This is a genomic window from Buttiauxella massiliensis (genome assembly GCF_902500225.1).
Lineage (GTDB): Bacteria > Pseudomonadota > Gammaproteobacteria > Enterobacterales > Enterobacteriaceae > Buttiauxella > Buttiauxella massiliensis.
Genome location: NZ_LR722648.1, coordinates 28,418 through 49,659 on the forward strand (window position 1 = coordinate 28,418; position 21,242 = coordinate 49,659).

Annotated in this window: 22 protein-coding genes; 13 read left to right on the forward strand and 9 right to left on the reverse strand. The window is 50.7% G+C overall.

Annotated features, from left to right (window positions below; genetic code table 11):
* The first annotated feature begins 15 nt into the window (after positions 1–15).
* The 3 genes from flgA to flgN all read left to right on the forward strand — a co-directional run bounded on the left by flgA (position 16) and on the right by flgN (position 1,638).
* Positions 16–675 carry a flagellar basal body P-ring formation chaperone FlgA gene (gene flgA / locus GC128_RS00145; protein WP_151992604.1) on the forward strand — a complete coding sequence of 220 codons (660 nt, stop codon included), beginning with the start codon at positions 16–18 and terminating at the stop codon, positions 673–675.
* Between the two features lie 119 nt (positions 676–794).
* The gene (flgM, locus tag GC128_RS00150; RefSeq protein WP_151992605.1) at positions 795–1,115 is read left to right on the forward strand and encodes a flagellar biosynthesis anti-sigma factor FlgM; all 321 of its coding nucleotides are present in this window, start codon (positions 795–797) and stop codon (positions 1,113–1,115) included.
* 100 nt (positions 1,116–1,215) lie between these two features.
* Complete coding sequence (flgN, locus tag GC128_RS00155) at positions 1,216–1,638, forward strand: flagella biosynthesis chaperone FlgN (RefSeq protein ID WP_064517876.1); 423 nt, start codon at positions 1,216–1,218, stop codon at positions 1,636–1,638.
* A 47-nt stretch (positions 1,639–1,685) separates the two neighbouring features.
* Here flgN and GC128_RS00160 read toward each other — a convergent pair whose 3' ends face one another.
* The 5 genes from GC128_RS00160 to rimJ all read right to left on the reverse strand — a co-directional run bounded on the left by GC128_RS00160 (position 1,686) and on the right by rimJ (position 6,109).
* On the reverse strand, positions 1,686–2,171 hold the full coding sequence (locus GC128_RS00160; RefSeq protein ID WP_064517874.1) for a cold shock domain-containing protein: 486 nt from the start codon (positions 2,169–2,171) through the stop codon (positions 1,686–1,688).
* Positions 2,172–2,283: 112 nt separating this feature from the next.
* Positions 2,284–3,819 (reverse strand): murein biosynthesis integral membrane protein MurJ, encoded by a 1,536-nt coding sequence (gene murJ / locus GC128_RS00165; protein ID WP_151992606.1) that lies wholly within the window; start codon positions 3,817–3,819, stop codon positions 2,284–2,286.
* Positions 3,820–3,937: 118 nt separating this feature from the next.
* Entirely contained in the window at positions 3,938–4,861 is a 924-nt protein-coding gene (locus GC128_RS00170; protein WP_151992607.1) for a Gfo/Idh/MocA family protein, read from the reverse strand.
* A 3-nt stretch (positions 4,862–4,864) separates the two neighbouring features.
* The gene (locus GC128_RS00175) at positions 4,865–5,515 is read right to left on the reverse strand and encodes a YceH family protein (protein ID WP_151992608.1); all 651 of its coding nucleotides are present in this window, start codon (positions 5,513–5,515) and stop codon (positions 4,865–4,867) included.
* A gap of 9 nt (positions 5,516–5,524) precedes the next feature.
* Positions 5,525–6,109, reverse strand: coding sequence for a ribosomal protein S5-alanine N-acetyltransferase (gene rimJ / locus GC128_RS00180; protein WP_034456200.1), 585 nt, complete (start codon positions 6,107–6,109; stop codon positions 5,525–5,527).
* 241 nt (positions 6,110–6,350) lie between these two features.
* On the opposite strand from rimJ, the gene mdtH reads away from it, so the two are divergent.
* From mdtH to solA, 7 genes are all read left to right on the forward strand, one after another.
* A complete protein-coding gene (gene mdtH, locus GC128_RS00185; protein ID WP_151992609.1) occupies positions 6,351–7,559 on the forward strand; it encodes a multidrug efflux MFS transporter MdtH in 1,209 nt (402 codons plus the stop codon).
* Between the two features lie 75 nt (positions 7,560–7,634).
* Complete coding sequence (grxB, locus tag GC128_RS00190; RefSeq protein WP_151992610.1) at positions 7,635–8,282, forward strand: glutaredoxin 2; 648 nt, start codon at positions 7,635–7,637, stop codon at positions 8,280–8,282.
* 170 nt (positions 8,283–8,452) lie between these two features.
* Positions 8,453–9,013, forward strand: coding sequence for a lipoprotein (locus GC128_RS00195; RefSeq protein ID WP_151992611.1), 561 nt, complete (start codon positions 8,453–8,455; stop codon positions 9,011–9,013).
* Positions 9,014–9,146: 133 nt separating this feature from the next.
* Positions 9,147–10,193, forward strand: a complete 1,047-nt coding sequence (pyrC, locus tag GC128_RS00200) for a dihydroorotase (RefSeq protein WP_151992612.1) — start codon at positions 9,147–9,149, stop codon at positions 10,191–10,193.
* Positions 10,194–10,392: 199 nt separating this feature from the next.
* Positions 10,393–10,638, forward strand: coding sequence for a DNA damage-inducible protein I (dinI, locus tag GC128_RS00205; protein WP_064517858.1), 246 nt, complete (start codon positions 10,393–10,395; stop codon positions 10,636–10,638).
* Between the two features lie 351 nt (positions 10,639–10,989).
* Positions 10,990–11,244, forward strand: coding sequence for a biofilm formation regulator BssS (gene bssS, locus GC128_RS00210; protein WP_034456211.1), 255 nt, complete (start codon positions 10,990–10,992; stop codon positions 11,242–11,244).
* 134 nt (positions 11,245–11,378) lie between these two features.
* The gene (gene solA, locus GC128_RS00215) at positions 11,379–12,497 is read left to right on the forward strand and encodes an N-methyl-L-tryptophan oxidase (protein WP_151992613.1); all 1,119 of its coding nucleotides are present in this window, start codon (positions 11,379–11,381) and stop codon (positions 12,495–12,497) included.
* A 67-nt stretch (positions 12,498–12,564) separates the two neighbouring features.
* Here the strand turns inward: solA and trhO are convergent, their stop codons facing one another.
* Positions 12,565–13,614, reverse strand: a complete 1,050-nt coding sequence (gene trhO, locus GC128_RS00220; RefSeq protein WP_151992614.1) for an oxygen-dependent tRNA uridine(34) hydroxylase TrhO — start codon at positions 13,612–13,614, stop codon at positions 12,565–12,567.
* A 229-nt stretch (positions 13,615–13,843) separates the two neighbouring features.
* On the opposite strand from trhO, the gene GC128_RS00225 reads away from it, so the two are divergent.
* The 3 genes from GC128_RS00225 (at position 13,844) to GC128_RS00235 (ending at position 16,748) form a co-directional block, all read left to right on the forward strand.
* Complete coding sequence (locus GC128_RS00225; protein WP_151992615.1) at positions 13,844–14,764, forward strand: Kdo(2)-lipid IV(A) acyltransferase; 921 nt, start codon at positions 13,844–13,846, stop codon at positions 14,762–14,764.
* A 154-nt stretch (positions 14,765–14,918) separates the two neighbouring features.
* Positions 14,919–16,145 (forward strand): multidrug efflux MFS transporter MdtG, encoded by a 1,227-nt coding sequence (mdtG, locus tag GC128_RS00230; protein WP_151992616.1) that lies wholly within the window; start codon positions 14,919–14,921, stop codon positions 16,143–16,145.
* Between the two features lie 228 nt (positions 16,146–16,373).
* Complete coding sequence (locus GC128_RS00235; RefSeq protein WP_151992617.1) at positions 16,374–16,748, forward strand: MysB family protein; 375 nt, start codon at positions 16,374–16,376, stop codon at positions 16,746–16,748.
* Positions 16,749–16,751: 3 nt separating this feature from the next.
* On the opposite strand, the gene GC128_RS00240 is transcribed toward GC128_RS00235, so the two are convergent.
* The 3 genes from GC128_RS00240 to mdoG all read right to left on the reverse strand — a co-directional run bounded on the left by GC128_RS00240 (position 16,752) and on the right by mdoG (position 21,101).
* Positions 16,752–16,973, reverse strand: a complete 222-nt coding sequence (locus GC128_RS00240; RefSeq protein ID WP_407643426.1) for a YceK/YidQ family lipoprotein — start codon at positions 16,971–16,973, stop codon at positions 16,752–16,754.
* 68 nt (positions 16,974–17,041) lie between these two features.
* Positions 17,042–19,573 carry a glucans biosynthesis glucosyltransferase MdoH gene (gene mdoH / locus GC128_RS00245; protein WP_151992619.1) on the reverse strand — a complete coding sequence of 844 codons (2,532 nt, stop codon included), beginning with the start codon at positions 19,571–19,573 and terminating at the stop codon, positions 17,042–17,044.
* Complete coding sequence (mdoG, locus tag GC128_RS00250) at positions 19,566–21,101, reverse strand: glucans biosynthesis protein MdoG (protein WP_151992924.1); 1,536 nt, start codon at positions 21,099–21,101, stop codon at positions 19,566–19,568. The genes mdoH and mdoG overlap by 8 nt, the downstream gene beginning before the upstream one ends.
* Between the last annotated feature and the right edge of the window lie 141 nt (positions 21,102–21,242).

The window sequence follows — 21,242 nt, forward strand, 5'->3', positions numbered from 1 at the left end:
ACAAGGAGAGACGTTATGAACGGTCTGAAAACCTGGAGCACGATTGCGCTTTTACTGGCATGCCAACCGGCATTTGCCAGTGTTCTGGATGCACCTTTGAACCAGTTTTTTCAGCAACGTCTGGCGGGCATAAGCGATGAAGTATCGGTAAAAGTCAAAACACCCGATGCCCAATTACCCTCCTGCCCGCTTCCCGATTTTTCAATGCCGGGTAATGGTCGCCTATGGGGAACCGTGAGCGTGTTAGCTCGATGTGGTGATACCAAACGCTTTATTCAGGCAGAAGTGCAGGCTATTGGAAATTACGTCGTTGCAGCCCAGGCGCTACCACGTGGCAGTGTCATTAATGAAAGTCAGGTACAACTTAAACGCGGGAGATTGGATCAACTCCCTCCGCGTGCCATGTTGGATATCCGCCAGGCAAACGATGCTGTAACACTGCGCGACATCGCACCCAATCAGCCAATTATGCTGTCGATGGTGCGCCAGTCATGGCGAGTGAAAGCCGGGCAACGAGTCCAGGTTGTGGCTGCAGGTGAAGGTTTTAGTGTGAATAGCGAAGGCAAAGCACTCAACAATGCGGCTGTCGCGCAGAATGCGCGTGTACGAATGGATTCTGGTCAGATTGTAAGCGGGACAGTCGACGTTGATGGGAATATTCTGATTAATTTGTAATATTCAACGGGTGATTAAGAAGGGTATAAAGGTTCTGCGGCGACTGCCGATAGTGTGTTAACAGATGATAGATATTGGCAGGCTCAAATGCTGCGAGCCACCTCGATGAGGATAGAATAATGAGCATTGATCGCACGTCTCCTTTGAAACCGGTAAGTACCGTACAACCACGTGAAACATCAGAAGCTCCGATTCAAAAGAGCCGTCTGGAAAAAAGTACCACGCCAAACAGCACCAACGTGACACTCAGTGACGCGCAGGCTAAGTTAATTCAGCCAGGCAGCGGTGATATTAATATGGAACGCGTTGAAGCACTCAAAACTGCGATCCGTAACGGTGAGCTTAAAATGGATACCGGCAAAATCGCCGATGCATTAATCCAGGAAGCTCTCAGCGATACCCAAAATAATTTAAGTGGCGGGAAGGCGACCAGGCCGTAAGTCCCCAGGAGCATAGATAACTATGTGACTGGGGCGCACGGGTGCAGTCAACGCACCAGCAGCTTGAAGTATGACGGGTATATATCGAGTAAATAATTGCATGAATCGTCTGTTAGAAGTGATGGATCAAATGACTGTGGTGCTCAACTCTCTGAAAGAGGTGATGGACGCCGAGCAGCAACAACTATCCGCAGGCCATGTGAATGGCAGTGCGTTGCAGCGCATTACCGAAGATAAAAGCTCGCTACTTGCGACGTTAGATTATCTCGAACAGCTTCGCCGTGACGCACAGAAAGCCGAAAATACCAGCAGCACGGATATTACCCAGCGTTGGCAGACGATTACGCAGAAAACGCAGCACTTACGTGATATCAACCAGCATAACGGTTGGCTTTTAGAGGATCAGTTAGCGCGTAATGAACAAGCGCTGGCGGTACTCAAACCGCATCAGGAACCTAATCTTTATGGGGCTGATGGGCAGGCGACCACGGTCAGTCGTGGTGGGAAGAAAATAACGATTTAGTGCCAGAAAGAATAAGGGCGGTTTCAAAGCACCGCCCAAGTAACGCGTTAAAGACCCTTCAGAATCTTCATTGTCGCTTCTACATCAATTTCATCTTCCGAAAAGATTAACGTTGTGCCCTGGAAAGTGGTCACTGCCAGCTTTTTCAAGGTACGCATCTGACCCTGTTTCGGGTCAACCTTCGGACGAATGCTATTCATCAATGCGCCCACAGACAGCACCGCATTCTCTTTATCAATCTTGGTTTCGGCAGGCACTTCTTCGCTGTAAACCAGGAAGGATTTAATCGAGGTGATTTTCATGCGCTCGCCTGCGATATAAATGTACTTGCTGTCTGGTTCAACCTTCACAGAAAATGCCGACAGGCCTTTGTTGTTCGTCGTTGGCTCGAAAGTGACTGAAGCATCTTTCTTAATCAGTTCAGGGTTGGCGACCTTAATCACATGAAAATAACGATTGTCACCGTTTTCATCTTTGATAAAACCGAAACCTTTATCTTCAAACCAGGTTGTGATTGTCCCGTGCATCGCTATTACCGCCTAATTAATCGTTCAATAAGTCAAATTTTGCAGCGCGCAGTTTAATGCAGAATGCGCGTGCCGACTATGTCTTTGGCACGTGTCGGCACGATAAATTGCCATCACGCTACATTGTGCGTCGGGCAAAATCCTTCACTCTGAATCCCAACACCGTAAGCGTTGCGAAATACGCTGCGATACCGGCCACGACAACGGCCATTAAGCGCAGTAAACGGTACGGCATGGTGCCCAGATCCCAGGCAGGCATAATGTGCATCATGCCAACCAATACCGCTGACATCACAATGACACCAGCAAACAGGCGCCAGAGGAATGCGATCCAACCCGGCTGAGGTTGAAAAATATCCTGTTTACGTAGTTGCCAGTATAGCAGGCTGGCATTCAGACACGCCCCCAGACCAATCGACAGCGACAGCCCGGCGTGCTTGAGCGGGCCAATAAATGCAAGGTTCATTACCTGGGTTAAAATAAGCGTCACGATGGCGATTTTAACCGGGGTTTTGATGTCCTGGCGCGAATAAAAACCGGGCGCCAATACCTTCACTACGATAAGCCCCATCAAACCGACGGAATAAGCCACCAGCGCACGTTGCGTCATAGAGGCATCAAAAGCGGTGAACTTGCCGTACTGGAACAGTGAAACGGTGAGCGGCTTAGCCAGAATCCCCAATGCAACCGCACTTGGCAGCGCCAGCAAGAAACACAGACGTAAACCCCAGTCCATCAGGCGTGAATATTCATCGTGATTACCGCTGGCAAAACTCTTCGCCAGTGATGGCAGCAAAATGGTTCCCAGTGCCACACCCAGCACACCCGATGGGAACTCCATCAGACGGTCGGCGTAGTACATCCAGGAAACTGAACCGGAAGCAAGGAATGAAGCAAAAATGGTGTTGATGATTAATGAGATCTGACTGACGGATACACCAAGAATCGCCGGCCCCATCTGTTTGATCACCCGCATAGCGCCAGCATCTTTCAGGTTCACGCGCGGTAAAACCAGCATGCCAATCTTTTTCAGATGCGGTAACTGATACGCCAGTTGCAACACACCACCAACGGTAACCGCCCACGCCAACGCCAGAATCGGCGGGTTAAAGTGCGGTGCGGCAAAGAGTGCAAAGCCAATCATGCTCAAGTTTAAGAAGGTTGGCGCAAACGCGGGGACCGAGAAGCGGTTCCAGGTATTCAGTATCGCCCCACACAGCGAGGCCAGAGAGATCAGGAAAATATACGGGAAAGTAATTCGTAGCAGGCTTGAGGTGAGCGCGAATTTATCGGCCGTATCCGCAAAGCCAGGCGCTGTAACCAGAATAACCCACGGTGCCGCAATCATCCCGATGACGGTGACCACCGCCAGTGCAAGCGTCAGCAGTCCAGAAACATAAGAGACAAACACGCGTGTTGCGTCTTCACCTTGCTTACTTTTGTATTCAGCAAGAATCGGGACGAACGCCTGGGAAAATGCACCTTCGGCGAAAATACGGCGCAAAAGGTTTGGTAATTTGAATGCCACAAAAAAGGCATCCGTCGCCATCCCTGCCCCAAAAACCCTTGCCACAATGGCGTCACGTGCAAATCCGAGCACGCGAGAAAACATCGTCATCGAGCTGACTGCTGCCAGCGATTTTAATAGATTCATTTATTATATGGTTCCACAAACATCAACGCCTGCAAGGCAGGCGTTGTTAAGGGGCATTTCGATCAGGCGCTTAGTCTACCGATACCCAGCCGAAATACTACTATCAGATGTTACCGCATTATTCGCTCATGGCATCGCGCCACAGTTTCTCGACCACGCGCTGGGCCATCAATGCCTGCTCACCGGAGGTTTCAGGAACTGTCTGATTTGCCACACAATCAAGGAAATGACGCGCACATCCAGCGAAACCGCGTTGTTCGAGTGCGGTTTGCCAGCCCGGAATTGGACGATTCACCACGCCATTGCCGCACTCTTCACGCCATTCACGCATATCTGTAACGTCGTACAAACCACCCTCTGTGACCGCCTGAACCCACTCACGTTGGCTACCCGCCCGGCGATGCATACTGGTGGTGATTTGTAGGTTGCCCCGGGTAAAGTGATGCTCAGCAAAAAGCATCTGCCCTTGGTCGTTGGTCAACAGGGTTCCGCTTTGCAATTGTGCTTCCCCGCCAGACAGCCACAGTGCGGTATCAACCACATGCAGATAATCATCAAGCAAGGTAAAACGCAGATCGTTGGGCCCAACGCTGTCTGCTCGATGTTTATCCATCCGTACAGATGAACCATTCGCCAGTGTCGCTTTGAGATCCTGGTACAACGGTGAAAAACGGCGGTTAAAACCAACCATTAGCGTACGCTTTTGACGCTGTGCTATTTCCACTAAACGTTCAGCATCGGCAAGGTTTTCAGCCAGCGGCTTATCCACACAAACATGGACACCTGCCTGCAATAACTCGCTCACTACCGCGTAATGGCTGCTGGTCGCACTGTGAACAAACACGGCGTCACACTGTGCTGCAAGTTCAGCAATAGAAGGAATATAGGGGATACGCCAGGTGTCACACACTTTCTGCGCTTTCGCCTGTGTTGGGGAAAATGCCCCCTGAAGCGTCCAGTCGCTGGAGGCTCCCAGAACGGGTAACCATGCTTTTTGTGCAATGCCGCCTAAACCGACAACGCCTACGCGAAGTTTAGTCATCAATTAATCTCCGAGATGAGCGAGCAATGAATCCAGGCGTTGCTTAAGATCGGCAACTTCATTTTCGAGCTGTTCGACACGTGCCGTTAAATCACCGGCAGAGGCAACACTGCTTTCTGATGCTGCAACCTGCGACGCATCAACTTCACCGCTGAAAAGATGCATATAGCGGCTTTCGCGTTTGCCTGGTTCACGCGGTAAGCGCACCACAAAAGGACCGTCTTCGCGATTCGCGAGATGTTCAAGAGTCGCTTCTACCTGCGCCATATCACTGAATTCAAACATTCTTCCGGAGCGGGTACGCAATTCGCCTGGCGTTTGGGCGCCACGTAGCAGTAAGGCAGTAACCACTGCGACTTCTGCCACAGAAAGTTTAAGGTCACCAAACTCTGAATTACAGAAACGTTGCTCATATTTCGTTACGCGATTGCCAAACCCGCTGACGGTGCGCAAAAAGTGGCGTTTGACCAGAGTATCCAACGTTTCCTGAACATCATGCTCTTTCAGATCCATCACCGGTTCGCGGTTGGTCTTCTGGTTACATGCCGTCACCACACCGTTGACCGACATCGGATACTGTTCGGGAGTCGTCACCTGCTTTTCCATCAGGCTACCCACAACTCGCGCTTCAACCGCAGTTAACTGATATTTCATTTCTTGTCCTTAACGGCCAGGGGTCCATTCTTTGGTGGTTAGCGCGGTCAAAACATGATCCCGCCACACGCCATCAATCAGTAAATACTCTTTGGCATAGCCTTCTTTTTCAAAACCAAGGCGAGCGAGAAGATCGCCGCTGCGCTGGTTATGCGGCATGTAGTTCGCCATGATGCGATGGATATGCTGGCTACGCTGCATGTAGCGAATAGCCGTGGTCAGAGCTTCAAACATCATTCCCTGCCCCTGCCATTTCTCACCAAGTGAGTAGCCGAGATAGCAGGCATGAAATGAGCCCCGCACTACGTTTGAGAAGTTGGCAACACCAAGGATCTCTTTCTCTTCTGGATCGAGCAGCGCAAAGTAATAAGCACTACCGGTTTTATGCATTTCGCTAATCATGCCAAGCCGCGCTTGCCAGCCGGAAGGATAGCAATGGCTGTCATCACGAATGGGTTCCCAGGGTTTCAGGAACTGACGGTTTTCGGCGTAATAATCTGCCAGACGCCAGGCATCTCGCTCGTACACCAGACGCACCACCATGCGGTCCGTTGTTAAGCGTACTTTCGGCACGTTACTGCGGTAGCCAAACATGTTCACCCTACTCCTCACATCCCACGTATTTTTGAGCCAACGTAATTACTATACCTGCCCCTTGCGATGGAAGGAAAACAACAACATGCAGATTTCTCATCCGGCCATACTTTTTTCGATTAACGAGTTAAATCAAAGCGCCGGATTGATAAAAAAATATTGTCGCCGTACGCCCTGTCAAAAACCCTGAGAGCAGTGGAGAATAGAGGTTTGTCACACTTTTAAGTTCCCTGGAGGGGAGATGTCACGGGTAGCGCAGGCCAGGAGCCTGGGTAAATACTTCTTATTGCTCGATAACATGTTAGTTGTATTAGGCTTCTTCGTGGTTTTCCCTCTTATTTCCATTCGCTTTGTCGACCAAATGGGTTGGGCGGCGTTAATGGTCGGCATTGCGTTGGGCCTGCGTCAGCTTACTCAACAAGGGCTGGGTATTTTCGGTGGCGCCATCGCCGACCGGCTAGGTGCCAAACCGATGATTGTCACCGGAATGCTGCTGCGAGCCGTCGGTTTTGCGCTGATGGGCATCGCTCATGAACCCTGGGTTTTGTGGCTCTCGTGTTTTATTTCCGCTATCGGCGGCACACTATTCGACCCGCCGCGCGCAGCCCTGGTCGTCAAACTGGTGCGTCCACATCAACGAGGTCGTTTCTTCTCGATATTAATGATGCAAGACAGCGCTGGAGCCGTCATTGGGGCGCTGCTCGGCAGTTGGTTGCTGCAATACGATTTTCGTCTGGTGTGCGGTGCGGGCGCGGTGATGTTTGTGATTTGTGCGATGGTCAACGCCTGGCTGCTTCCAGCTTATAAACTCTCTACCATTCGCACGCCAATGCTTGAAGGCATGGGACGCGTGCTGCGTGACAAACGTTTCATCACTTATGTGTTAACGCTGGCCGGATATTACATGCTGGCGGTGCAGGTGATGTTAATGCTGCCGATTATGGTGAACGAAATTGCCGGTACGCCTGCGGCGGTGAAGTGGATGTATGCCATTGAAGCGGCACTATCCTTAACTCTGCTATACCCGATTGCGCGCTGGAGCGAAAAACGCTTCCGTCTCGAGCAGCGCCTGATGGCGGGTTTATTCCTGATGTCCCTCGCCATGTTACCGATGGGATTGGCTAACAACCTCCAACAACTGTTCACTCTAATTTGCGTGTTTTATGTTGGTTCAATCATTGCGGAACCTGCCCGTGAAACGCTGGGCGCATCACTTGCTGACTCCCGCGCTCGCGGCAGTTACATGGGCTTTAGCCGACTGGGTCTGGCGATTGGCGGCGCATTTGGTTACGCCGGTGGCGGTTGGTTATTTGATGCCGGGAAAAGCATCAACCAGCCGGAACTTCCGTGGCTGATGTTAGGGATTATAGGTTTCATCACGCTTATCGCATTATGGTGGCAATTTAGCCCGAAACCGATAGACCCCTCTATGCTTGAGCCCGGCAACTAGTTTGCAGCCCCTGATATTCTCCTCCATACTCAAAAATTGACGGATTTTTCCTGACGATTGATATGGAGGAGTAACGTGAAGCTTTATATTTACGATCACTGCCCTTTCTGCCTTAAAGCACGCATGATTTTTGGCTTAAAGAATATCCCCGTTGAGCTGGTCGTCTTGCTAAACGACGATGAAGCAACCCCGACGAAAATGATTGGCAAGAAAATGGCGCCAATCCTGCAAAAAGATGACAGTCGCTACCTGCCTGAAAGCATGGATATCGTGCACTACGTCGACAAACTTGATGGTGAACCACTTTTGACCGGCGCTGCTAATTCAGCCATCAGTGACTGGTTACGCCACGTCAATAGCTATGTCCAACACCTGTTATTGCCGCGTATTGCGAAAGCGCCTTTTGATGAGTTTGCCACTCCCGCTGCCCGTGCTTACTTCACACAGAAGAAAGAGGCAATGATCGGTTCTTTTGCTGACCATCTGACGCATTCGCCGGGTCTGACCAAAAAAATCAGCGATGATTTACGCAAGCTCGATAAACTTATCGTGCAGTCGAATGCTGTTAACGGTGAGTTGTCTGATGACGATATCCACCTCTTCCCACTGCTGCGTAACCTGACGCTGGTTGCCGGAATTGAGTGGCCGAGTCGTGTTGCGGCATACCGCGATAATATGGCCAAACAGACGCAAATTAACCTGCTGTCATCCCACGCTATTTAAAGATTGTTAATTGTCCTACGGCGGGTAAGTTAACCCGCCTTTATCTCATGGTTCAAAAACTTATTCTGTCGAATAAAAAATTAAGCCTTTTCCTGTAGCACGCCCGGTACTAGTACATCATGATGCTTTATGTCAGGATCTGTGACCGATGCAGCATGTTAAGGATATCCATGAAAAAAATAGTATTAGCCGCAGCCTTGATGCTCAGCGGATTAGTGGTGGGTTGTAACCAGCTAACGCAATACACCGTCAGCGAACAGGAAATCAACCAGGCGCTGCACAAACGGAATAATTTCTCTAAAGACATTGGCCTGCCAGGCGTTGCCGATGCCCATATTGTCTTAACTAATTTAGCCAGTGCGATTGGCCGAGAAGAACCGAACAAAATCACCCTGACTGGCGATGCCAAACTGGATATGACATCTTTGTTCGGCAATCAAAAAGCTAATATCAAACTTAAACTCAAAGCTCTGCCAACCTTTAATAAAGAGCAAGGTGCTATCTATTTGCAAGAAATGGAAGTGGTAGATGCAACCGTCGAGCCTGAGAAAATGCAGACGATTGTCCAGACACTGATTCCATATCTCAATCAGTCGCTACGCAATTACTTCAACCAACAGCCAGCTTACGTGTTGAGTGAAGATAACAGTGCAGGCGAAAAACTGGCGAAGAAATATGCCAAAGGGATTGAGGTTAAACCAGGCGAAATCATTATCCCGTTCACCGAGTAAGCTCTCAAACACTGGGGAGGCACATCCTCCCCAAGAAAATCTCTACGAAAATGGTGCAAAGCTAAACGTTTGCGCTTATCCTTTGTGCCCGGCATAAATCATCGTTATTTCCTTCCTACGCCGGAGCACTTTCATGACCGTATTACCTCAGGTATTAAAAATTCGCCGCCCAGACGACTGGCATGTTCACCTTCGTGATGGTGATATGCTCAAAACGGTGGTGCCTTATACCAGCGAAATTTATGGTCGCGCGATTGTGATGCCAAACCTGGCGCCGCCAGTAACAACGGTTGAAGCTGCCATCGCTTATCGCCAGCGTATTCTCGACGCCGTACCGCAAGGGCATAGTTTTCAGCCTTTAATGACCTGCTACCTGACTGACTCTCTGGACCCGAACGAAGTTGAACGCGGGTTTAACGAAGGTGTGTTTACTGCGGCAAAACTCTACCCGGCAAATGCGACAACTAACTCAAGCCATGGTGTTACCAGCACTGCTGCGATTTTGCCAGTACTTGAGCGTATGCAGAAAATCGGTATGCCGCTGCTTATCCACGGTGAAGTGACTCACGCTGACATTGATATTTTTGACCGTGAAGCACGCTTTATCGAAACCGTGATGGAACCGCTGCGTAAGCAACTGCCGGAACTGAAAGTGGTGTTTGAACATATCACCACCAAAGACGCCGCACAGTATGTGAAGGAAGGCAATTCCCTGTTAGGTGCAACTATTACTCCGCAACACCTGATGTTTAACCGCAACCACATGCTGGTTGGCGGCGTGCGTCCTCACCTGTATTGCCTGCCTATTTTAAAACGCAGTGTGCATCAGGAAGCGTTACGCGAGCTGGTAGCAAGCGGATGTGACCGTGTGTTCCTGGGGACTGATTCCGCACCACACGCACGCCATCGCAAAGAAGCAAGCTGTGGTTGTGCTGGCTGCTTTAACGCCCCTTCTGCTTTGGGTGCTTACGCGACGGTATTTGAAGAGATGAATGCAATGCAGCACTTCGAAGCGTTTACATCCCTCAATGGCCCGCGTTTCTACGGTTTACCTGTTAACGAAGAAACTATCGAACTGGTTCGCACTCCTGTTGAAATGCCAGAAAGCATCGAAACATCCGATGACAGCATCGTGCCATTCCTGGCTGGTGAGAAAGTAGCCTGGTCAGTTAAAGCATAATTTTTACCGCCCCCTGTTGCATCACTGGCGATATGACTGTATAAATATCCAGTATATTATTAACCCTAAATAATTCCAGTTGCATCGCGGCGGCAAGAGAACGAATCCCGATGAGCTTACATAGGTAAGTGATTCGGGTGAGTGAACGCAGCCGACAAAGGGGCAACTTGAAGTATGACGGGTTCTACAGGGGGCTGTTATGCGTATTGAAGTCACTATTGCCAAAACTACATCTCTGCCACCAGGCGCTATTGATGCGCTTGCCAATGAACTTTCACGCCGTATTACTCAACACTATCCTGAAAACGTTAACCACGTTCAGGTGCGTTATGCCGCTGCAAATAACCTGTCGGTTTTAGGGGCTACCAAAGAAGACCGCGATCGCATTAGCGAAATATTGCAAGAGACCTGGGAAAGCGCTGACGACTGGTTTGCTGCGGATTAAAAAACATAATGGGAATGGGCTGGCTTTAGATCAATTTGCCGCTCATTTCAGGTAAAAATTCCCTCGTTGTTATCTTTATACCGGGTGTCGCCATCCGGTTTTTTAATTGTATGAAATTCGCTCATTTAAATAATTTCCCTTCTTGTAAGTTACCCAGAATCATCTGATTCAATAAAGAATATCATGCGGGTTTATTGTGCAATTAAGCGCTTTATTGTAAAAAAAGTGTTGCAGGGTATTTATTTCTCCGTCGAAATAGCTTAATCATTGATATACTTAACTGGCTTCACATTAAACAAGCATTAAACCTCACGAACCGTTGTCTCAAACACACGTATAAAAGGGGTTATGATGGAAAAAAATAGTGATGTTATCCAGACCCATCCCCTTATCGGATGGGACATCAGCACTGTTGATAGCTACGATGCGCTGATGCTTCGCCTGCACTACCTGACCTCGAATACGCAAAAGCACGACGAAACTGAAATCGGTCAAACTTTATGGCTGACCACGGATGTTGCCCGGCAATTTATTTCTATTTTAGAAGCCGGGATTGCTAAGATTGAATCTAGTGATTACCAGGTAAACGATTATCGTAAGCATTGATTGTCGATGCTGCTCAAATAACGCAAGGCACCTAAAGGTGCCTTTTTTATTATTCAGGTTTCGCTCAATTGCCAGTCGGCCGAGAATTAATTAACCTGCTATATACTTTTTGCCAGAGAGAAGAGAAAAGCATCATGCATTATGACCTTATCATCGTCGGTAGTGGTTCCGTTGGCGCAGCCACCGGATGCTACGCCACTCACTCCGGCTTAAACGTGCTTATGATCGACAGCAACCACCCTCCCCACCAGCAAGGTAGCCATCATGGCGATACTCGCCTGATGCGCCATGCCTATGGCGAAGGGGAAAAATATGTCCCGCTGGTGTTACGCGCCCAGACTTTATGGGATGCGTTGCAGGAAATCAGCGGTGAGAAAGTCTTTCATCGCACTGGTGTGATTAACCTTGGCCCTGCGGATTCAGCATTTATCTCAACGGTGCAAAGCAGTGCGCAAACTTGGTCACTACCGCTTGAAACACTGACGGCTGAACAAGTGATGACACGCTGGCCACAAATTACCGTTCCAGAAAACTATCTTGGCTTATTTGAGCCAGATTCTGGTGTGCTGCGCAGCGAGTTGGCGGTGGAAACTTATATCCGTCTGGCAAACCAGGGCGGGTGCGCGCAGTTATTTAATTGCCCAGTGACGGACATTCGCCATACCGCACAAGGCGTGGAAGTGGAGACTCCGGAAGGCATATTCACCGCGAATAAACTGCTGGTCAGCGCCGGAACCTGGGTCACCAAATTATTACCCGAACTGCCCGTAACGCCATGGCGCAAAATCTTTAGCTGGCACCAGGCAGACGGGCGCTATAGCGAAAAAAATAACTTCCCGGCGTTTACCGCTCAATTGCCTGACGGGAGCCAGTACTACGGGTTCCCGGCTGGTGAAGATAACGAGCTGAAACTGGGCAAGCATGATGGCGGGCAGATGATAAGCGAGCCGCAACAGCGTAAACCGTTTGGCGCTATCGCCACCGACGGCAGCGAAGTGTTCAGCTTCTTGCGCCAGATAATGCCAGGTGTGGGGGTTTGTATGCATGGCGCGGCCTGCACTTACGATATGTCACCGGATGAAGATTTTATTATTGATGCCCTGCCCGGTCATGACAACACTATGGTGATCACCGGCCTGAGCGGGCATGGTTTTAAATTCGCTTCGGTGCTGGGGGAAATTGCCTGTCAGTTTGCACTGGGCAAAGAGTCGAGTTTCGATCTGACGCCGTTTTCGCTTTCACGATTTAGCTAGTATTGAGTGATGTCGGATGACGCTTACGCTTATCCGACCTACTTAAGCGCAAGCGACATCCATTTCTTTACTCTGGGTCAGGAATGCCCAACGTGGTGTTCAACACGCCACGCGATTTATTGAAAATCTTATTGCCGTTTTCACGGCCAGCGCGGCGGCGGCGCTGTTCTTCAGGTGAGAGTGCCAGTTCTTCGCGGCAAATGTCGCTACAGCATCCGGCATATTTCTCAGCGCAGCTTGGGCACTGAATAAACAGCAAATGGCAGCCGTCATTTTTGCAGTTGGTGTGGCTATCACAAGAAACCCCGCACTGATGGCAGTGGGCAATCACATCATCGGAAATTCGTTCACCCATACGCTCGTCAAAGACAAAGTTTTTGCCGACAAAGCGCACCGGGATCCCTTGCTCACGAGCACGACGGGCGTATTCAATAATCCCGCCTTCGATGTGGTAGACGTTCTTGAATCCGTTATGCATCATCCAGGCGCTAGCCTTTTCACAGCGGATCCCACCAGTACAATACATGACGATTTTTTTGTCTTTGTCGTCCTGCAACATATCTACCGCTTTCGGCAACTGCTCACGAAACGTGTCTGCCGGGATTTCCATAGCGTCCTGGAAATGGCCCACTTCATATTCGTAATGGTTCCGCATGTCGATAAACACGGCATCCGGGTCGTCGAGCATCGCGTTAACGTCTGCGGCTTTCAGATAAGCACCGACATTGCTGGCATCAAACGACGGGTCATCAATCCCATCAGCAACAATACGGTCACGCACTTTCATGCGCAGCACCCAAAACGACTTACCGTCATCTTCAAGTGCGATATTCAGACGCACGCCGTTAAGCGCGGCATGGAAACCGTAGAGTGTTTCGCGGAAGGCATCGACACGGCTTTGAGGAACGCTAATTTGCGCGTTAATCCCTTCATGGGCGAGATAGACTCGGCCAAAGACATTCAGCGCGGTAAAAGCCTGATACAACGCATCGCGCGTGGCTTTAGGTTCTTCAATGGTGAAATATTTATAGAATGAGATTGTGGTGCGTGGCTCGGTTTCAGCCAACATACGCACGCGCAATTCATCATTCGATATGCGGTTGTGTAACACTGGCATGGTGTTCGCTCGGCTATCGTTGAGAAAAAAGTGGGCTGCATCATAAAGCAATTAACGTTAATTTACATCCCTGCATTTTGCGCTACATTTCACTTATTACTTCGCATTTAATTCAACAAACGCTGAAATATCAAACACTCTACATCTGTTAATTTTGGAAGATTCTTAATTAATGTCACAATAGTCTGACTCAAGAAGATCCGGCATTTGCCGTCACAATAGGTTTTACATGACGAACTTACCGCAATTCTCGCGCGCTTTGCTTCACCCCCGATATTGGGGAACCTGGTTTGGTATTGGCCTGCTGTATCTCATTACCCTGCTCCCCTACCCCGTGATTTATCGAATTGGCTGCGGCCTCGGCCATTTAGCTATGCGGTTTATGAAACGCCGCGTCAGAATTACCCGCCGGAATATTGAACTCGCTTTCCCACACGTCACGCCCGAAAAGCGTGAATATTATCTGAAGAAAAATTTCGAGTCCGTGGGGATGGGGCTGATGGAAACCGGCATCGCCTGGTTCTGGCCAACATGGCGTATCCGGCGCTGGTGCGACGTTAGCGGCGTCGACCAGATTCATGCGGTACAAGAAGCCAAACGCGGCGTACTCCTGATTGGTATTCACTTCCTGACGCTTGAATTAGGTGCACGCATGTTCGGCATGAACACACCCGGCATTGGCGTTTACCGTCCGAATGACAATCCCCTGTTAGACTGGCTGCAAACCTGGGGTCGAATGCGCTCCAACAAAAGCATGATCGATCGTAAAGATCTCAAAGGGATGATCCGCGCGCTCAAACAGGGCGAGATCATCTGGTACGCGCCTGACCATGACTACGGCCCGCGCGGCAGCGTATTCGTACCATTTTTTGGCGTTGATCAGGCGGCTACAACCACCGGCACCTATACGCTGGCACGCATGTCGGGTGCGGCGATTGTCCCGATGGTGCCACGCCGCAAACCTGACGGAAAAGGCTATGAGTTGATTATTCTACCTGCAGAGTTTTCACCACCATTAGAAACCCCGGAAGGCACAGCGCTGTGGATGAACAAAATCATCGAAGAATGCATCATGATGGCGCCTGAGCAATACATGTGGCTGCATCGCCGTTTTAAGACACGTCCAGAGGGTGTGCCGTCGCGTTACTGATTCGCTATTCGATTAAGTCATAGGGCGACGTAAAGTCGCCTTTAATCGTTCTAAAACTGCATTTCATAAACATTGCCACTCTCCATTCATCAGGCGCATAATTAGCAAGGTAATAATTCCCCCGCATATCTTCTCTGCACTAAACTGGAGCGTTATGACTCTCTCCGAGAGCAACATCAACTGGAAACGAAATCTCACCGTCGCCTGGCTTGGGTGTTTTCTGACCGGCGTCGCATTCAGCCTGGTCATGCCTTTCCTACCCTTGTACGTCGAAAGTCTTGGCGTGACAGGCCATAGCGCATTGAATATGTGGTCGGGCATCGTTTTCAGTATTACGTTCCTTTTCTCCGCGATAGCATCGCCTTTCTGGGGCGGGCTTGCCGACCGTAAAGGTCGCAAAATCATGCTGCTGCGTTCAGCGCTTGGCATGTCTATCGTGATGGTGTTGATGGGTTTTGCGAGCAATATCTGGCAATTTTTAGCGCTGCGCGCCCTGCTCGGTTTGCTGGGTGGATTTGTCCCCAATGCCAACGCGCTGATTGCGACTCAGGTTCCGCGCCATAAAAGCGGCTGGGCGCTCGGCACGTTATCGACCGGAGGCGTGAGCGGTGCGCTGCTCGGCCCAATGATTGGTGGTTTTTTGGCGGATACTTACGGCCTGCGCCCGGTGTTTTTCATCACCGCCGCCGTGTTATTTACCTGCTTCGTTTTCACTCTTTTCTGCATCCGCGAGCAATTCACGCCGGTTAACAAGAAAGATATGCTGCACGCGCGTCAGGTTTTCATGTCGCTTAAAAACCCAAAACTAGTGCTGAGTCTGTTTGTCACCACCATGATTATCCAGGTGGCGACCGGTTCGATTGCACCAATTCTGACGCTTTATGTGCGCGAGCTTGCAGGGAATGTCAGCAACCTGGCGTTTATTAGCGGCATGATTGCTTCCGTTCCCGGTGTGGCCGCGTTGATAAGCGCACCGCGCCTCGGGAAGCTGGGTGACAGAATCGGGCCGGAGAGAATTTTAATCTGCGCGCTGGTGATTTCGGTTCTGCTACTTATCCCCATGTCGATGGTGCAAACACCTATGCAACTCGGTGTACTACGCTTCCTGCTCGGTGCTGCCGATGGCGCGCTGCTGCCTGCTGTTCAAACGCTACTGATCTACAACTCCAGCAACCAGATTGCCGGGCGTATCTTTAGCTACAACCAGTCTTTCCGCGATATTGGTAACGTCACCGGCCCGCTGGTCGGGGCCGCCGTTTCGGCCAACTACGGCTTCCGCACGGTATTTTTAGTCACCGCTTGCGTGGTGCTTTTCAACGCGCTTTACTCGTGGATTAGTTTGCGACGCCCTACTGAACGCGCCCGTATTTTGGAAGAGTAACGCCGTAATCCTCTAAATAATTCGAGTTGTATCGCTGCGGCAAGTGAACGAATCCCCTGGAGCTTACTAAAGTAAGTGACAGGGGTGAGTGAACGCAGCCAACAAAGAGACAACTCGAAGTATGACGAGGATTAAATTTCATACTTGCAACTTTGCAAACAGCGTCAACAATTAACTTGAAATTGCACCGGAGCGCGTGCTCCCTGACCTGTAACAAAGGAGATGAGTATGAGTCTGTACGCGACGCTGGAAGAGGCCATTGATGCCGCACGCGAGCTTTTCCTTGTAGACAACCCTGAACTTGATGAAGAGAGTGCCAGTGTTCAACAACTGAACATTCAGAAATACATTCTTCAGGATGGCGACATCATGTGGCAGGCTGAGTTCTTTGCTGATGACAGTGAAGATGGCGAGTGTTTGCCGATGCTGAGCGGTGAAGGTGCTCAAAGCGTGTTCGACGGCGACTACGATGAGATCGAGTTACGTCAGGAATGGATTGAAGAAAACACGCTGCATGAATGGGACGAAGGTGAATTTCAACCTGAGCCGCCGTTGGATACCGAAGAAGGGCAAACTGCGGCTGATGAATGGGATGAGCGGTAACGCTTATTCGTACGGGCCGTGGCTGGCATCAATCGGCAGCAACAAGGTGTCGAAGACCAGCGAAAATGGTAAATCGAGCACTGTAATATAGCGCCATGCACTATCACGCACGTCCCACTGCACGCCGGGGTAATACTGATTACCATGTCCCTGCCCCGGTACTGCACGGCTGATAATGCTGCCACAGCCGCTGAGCAAGCACGCAACTGTTATCACAGCCATCATTCTTAACATTCTTTGACTCCAAAAAAAATACCGGCCCGAAGGCCGGCATTGTGAGCGCGTTTGCCGGGTTACTTAGTCGGCAACGCCTCAGGGTTAAGCTCAACCGTTTTGTAGCTATCCACCCACGAAGAGTAACGCTGCGGGTTGGACCACACACGGTAATGCAGACGGGACATAGTCACCGGGTCGCTTAACAGCACCAGACGACGATCGCGGTTCAGCTTATCAGGCGTTTCGTTCAGTGCCTGTTCAACGTGACGATCGCGGGCAATTTCCAGCACCTGGCTGGCACGGTGACGCGCGGTTGCCATTGCGGTTGCCAGGGCATTAAACGACGGGTTAAACACCGCGTGCATAAAGCCATCGTCGAGCGTGCGGCTGCGGTTCAGCTTCAGGTAGTTGTCGGTATCGACCAGCACCTGCGGAGGAGAATACTCTTCCGGGATCAGGAACAGCTTCCAGCGCTTGGTGCGTAAACCGAGGGTCGCGCGGCTCGACAGCACCGAAACAAACGGCGATAGGATCAGCGAGAACACGATTGGCGCAAGCCAGAACAGGAAGCGTAAATCCAGCCACGCCATGCCAACAGCCCATACCAGACCCAGCAGAAGCTGAGAACCGTGGCGCATAAACGCTTCGCCCCAAGGGGTTGAATCGTCATCACGCTGTGGTGAATTCCAGACCACTTCCCAACCGAGGAACGCGCTCACCACAAACACGGTGTGGAACAGCATACGTACCGGTGCCAGCAACACGGAGAACAGCACTTCCAGCAACAGAGAAGCCGTTACGCGGAAGAATCCACCGAACTCTTTCGAGCCTTTGCACCAGATCAGAATGATGCTCAGAAGCTTCGGCAGGAACAACAACACCATGGTGGACGCGAACAACGCAATCGCAAGCTCCGGACGCCACTGCGGCCACACCGGGAACAACTGGCGCGGTTGCAGGAAGTATTGCGGTTCTGTCAGCGCATGCACCACCTGCAAGGCAGTTGATAATGCGAGGAACATAAACCACAACGGCGCAGACAGGTAAGACATAACGCCCGTCAGGAACACCGCACGGTGAACCGGGTGCATGCCTTTTACCAGGAACAGACGGAAGTTCATCAAGTTACCGTGGCACCAACGGCGGTCACGCTTGAGTTCATCCAGCAAGTTCGGCGGCAGTTCTTCATAAGAACCCGGCAAGTCATAGGCAATCCACACGCCCCAACCTGCACGGCGCATCAAAGCAGCTTCCACGAAGTCGTGCGACAGGATTGAACCGGCGAATGAACCTTCACCCGGCAGCGGCGCTAGCGCACAGTGCTCGATGAACGGCTTAACGCGGATAATCGCATTGTGGCCCCAGTAGTGAGATTCACCCAACTGCCAGAAGTGCAGACCCGCCGTAAACAGCGGCCCGTAGACGCGCGTCGCAAACTGCTGGCAACGTGCATACAGGGTGTCCATACCAGACGCTTTTGGTGAAGACTGAATGATGCCCGCGTTCGGGTTAGCATTCATCAGGCGCACCAGGTTGGTCAGACAGTCACCGCTCATTACTGAGTCGGCATCCAGCACCACCATGTAGCTGTACTGATTACCCCAACGACGGCAGAAGTCATCGATGTTGCCGCTTTTACGCTTCACACGACGACGACGACGACGGTAGAAAATCTGCCCTTCGCCCTGCACTTCGTTGATGAGTTCCATCCACGCTTTTTGCTCGGCAACACAGATATCCGGGTTGTAGCTGTCGCTCAGGATATAAACGTCGAAATGCTGCTGTTGGCCCGTCGCTTTTACCGATTCCCACGTTGCACGCAGACCCGCAAACACACGGTCTACGTCTTCGTTACAGATAGGCATGATAAGCGCGGTGCGGTTCGCCGGATCAATAGGCTCATCGCCCACCGTTGAAGCAGAGATACTGTATTTATCTTTGCCCATCAGCAGTTGCAGGAAGCCCATCAGCGCAGTCCAGAAACCCGCCGACACCCAACAGAACAGGATAGCGAACAGGATCAGGATGCCCGTTTGCAGCACATACGGCAGCAGCTGCATGAAGGAAACCCATAAATCCTGGCCAATCATGTCTGACGGATTGATCAGCGCCCAGCCCTGGTAAGGAAGAATGGTCTTCATATACCAGGTTGCTACGACAGTCTGAGCAATAGTCAGCACCAGCAGAATGTAACGTCGGATAGTCCCGACGGTACGCCATTTCTGCTCGGCTTCCGCCTCTTCCTTCGACATATAGCGAGGGTTAACTTCACGCCCGCGTAAACGATCCCAGAAACGACCAATCGGGTTGGTGCGCCACGGATCGGGGAACATAGAAGAACGCGTTGCCTTAGGCATTGCCTGCAGTTGGGTGCGCCCCTCTTCGTCCTCAATCAGTTGATCACCGCCCAACGATCCAGGCCAGCTTGCTTCAAGCCGGGCCTTTACCGAGGCTAAAGGGGAATCATCGGCTCTGTCATAGTGGTGCCCTTGCGCATCAAGCGCTTCATGCACCGCTTGCAGATCTGATGCAGGAAGAGCCGCCTTCTGCTGCGCAGAAAGCGGAAGAGCATCAATATAATCAGACGCAGTATCAGTAATCTTATTCATTGGCAGGTAGCTGGTAGCTCCAGGTTTCACTCAACGTTTGATCACCATTGACCAGCGCTGCACGCATTTCAGTCGGTTTCTTCTCATCTTTGACTTTCACACGTACAGTCAAACGCCAGCCTTTAGTGACCGGGTTGTAACGTACCTGGCTGTCAACGATTTCACCGTTGTCACCAATGCTGGTTTGCGCGGTAACCGGCGTATCTTGCGGCAGTTTTTTCATGTCCGCGCCGACGTAATCCACGACAAACGCAATAGTGCCGTCTGGCTGGCGAATCAGATTCGACTGCTTCACATCACCGGTTGAGCGGCGAGTCTGCGCAACGTATGCGTTATCAGGCGCATGCATTTTGTCTTCATCACGGCTGAAGGTAATGGTGTACTTGAAGTTCATCTCTTTGCCTGGTTCCGGGAGCTGATCCGGAGTCCAGTAAGCAACGATGTTGTCGTTAGTTTCGTCGTTGGTTGGAATTTCAACCAGCTCAACGCGACCTTTACCCCAATCACCTTGCGGCGCAACCCATGCACTTGGGCGCTGATCGTAACGATCGTCTAAATCCTCGAAACGAGAGAACTGGCGGCCGCGTTGCAGCAAACCGAAGCCAACTGGATTCTCGGTTGCAAACGAGCTCACCGCCAGATGTTTCGGGTTATTCAACGGACGCCAAATCCATTCACCGTTACCGGCATGGATAGACAGACCGTTGGAGTCATGCAATTCCGGACGGAAGTTGGTGCTTGGCGACGGTTGATTTGGCCCAAACAGGAACATACTGGTCAGCGGTGCAACACCCAGTTTGCCTACTTTATCGCGCAGATAAACCTTCGACTGCACGTTAACTACAGTGTCGCGACCAGGAGTAATCACAAAGCGATACGCACCGGTTGCACGTGGGGAATCGAGCAACGCATAAAGAGTCAGCGTTTTCTCGCCAGCTTTCGGGCGTTCAATCCAGTATTCACGGAAACGTGGGAACTCTTCGCCAGATGGCAAAGCAGTATCAATAGCCAAACCACGAGCAGACAGGCCATAAACCTGGCCTGAGCCAATCACACGAAAGTAACTCGCTCCGAGCATGCTGACAATTTCGTCGTTCTTATCTTTGCTGTTGATCGGATAGAGCACTTTGAACCCGGCAAAGCCGAGATCTTTCACGGTGTCTTTATCGTGTTTTACATCACCGAAATTAAAGTAATCCGGGTTGTATTTGATCTTATGAACCGCAGTTGCTGTCACTTCATTGATAGCAACCGGGGTGTCGAAATACATACCCTGGTGATAAAATTCAAGCTTAAATGGGGTCTTTAACTTGCTCCAGTAGGCTTTGTCGTGATTGAACTGGATCTGCTGGTAGTCCGCATATTTCATGTCACGGAACTGCGATGGCAGATTAGTTTTAGGTGCTTCGTAGCTTTTGCCCGCTAATGTTTTCGCTTGTTTTGCGACATCATCGATATTGAAGGCCCAAACTGAGGTGGTATAAAGTGACAGCATGACTGCAGCACCGAGCCCACACACTTTCATCATTTTTAGTTTATGTTTCATATTAACCAGCACATCCCCCTTTGTGTGCTTAAATCAATCCAATCCATTTTAATGGAAACTTCTGCTTTCCGACAACCAATTACCCGCATTGTTCAGCGCACCGGCTCAGCCTTTAAGCAAAAA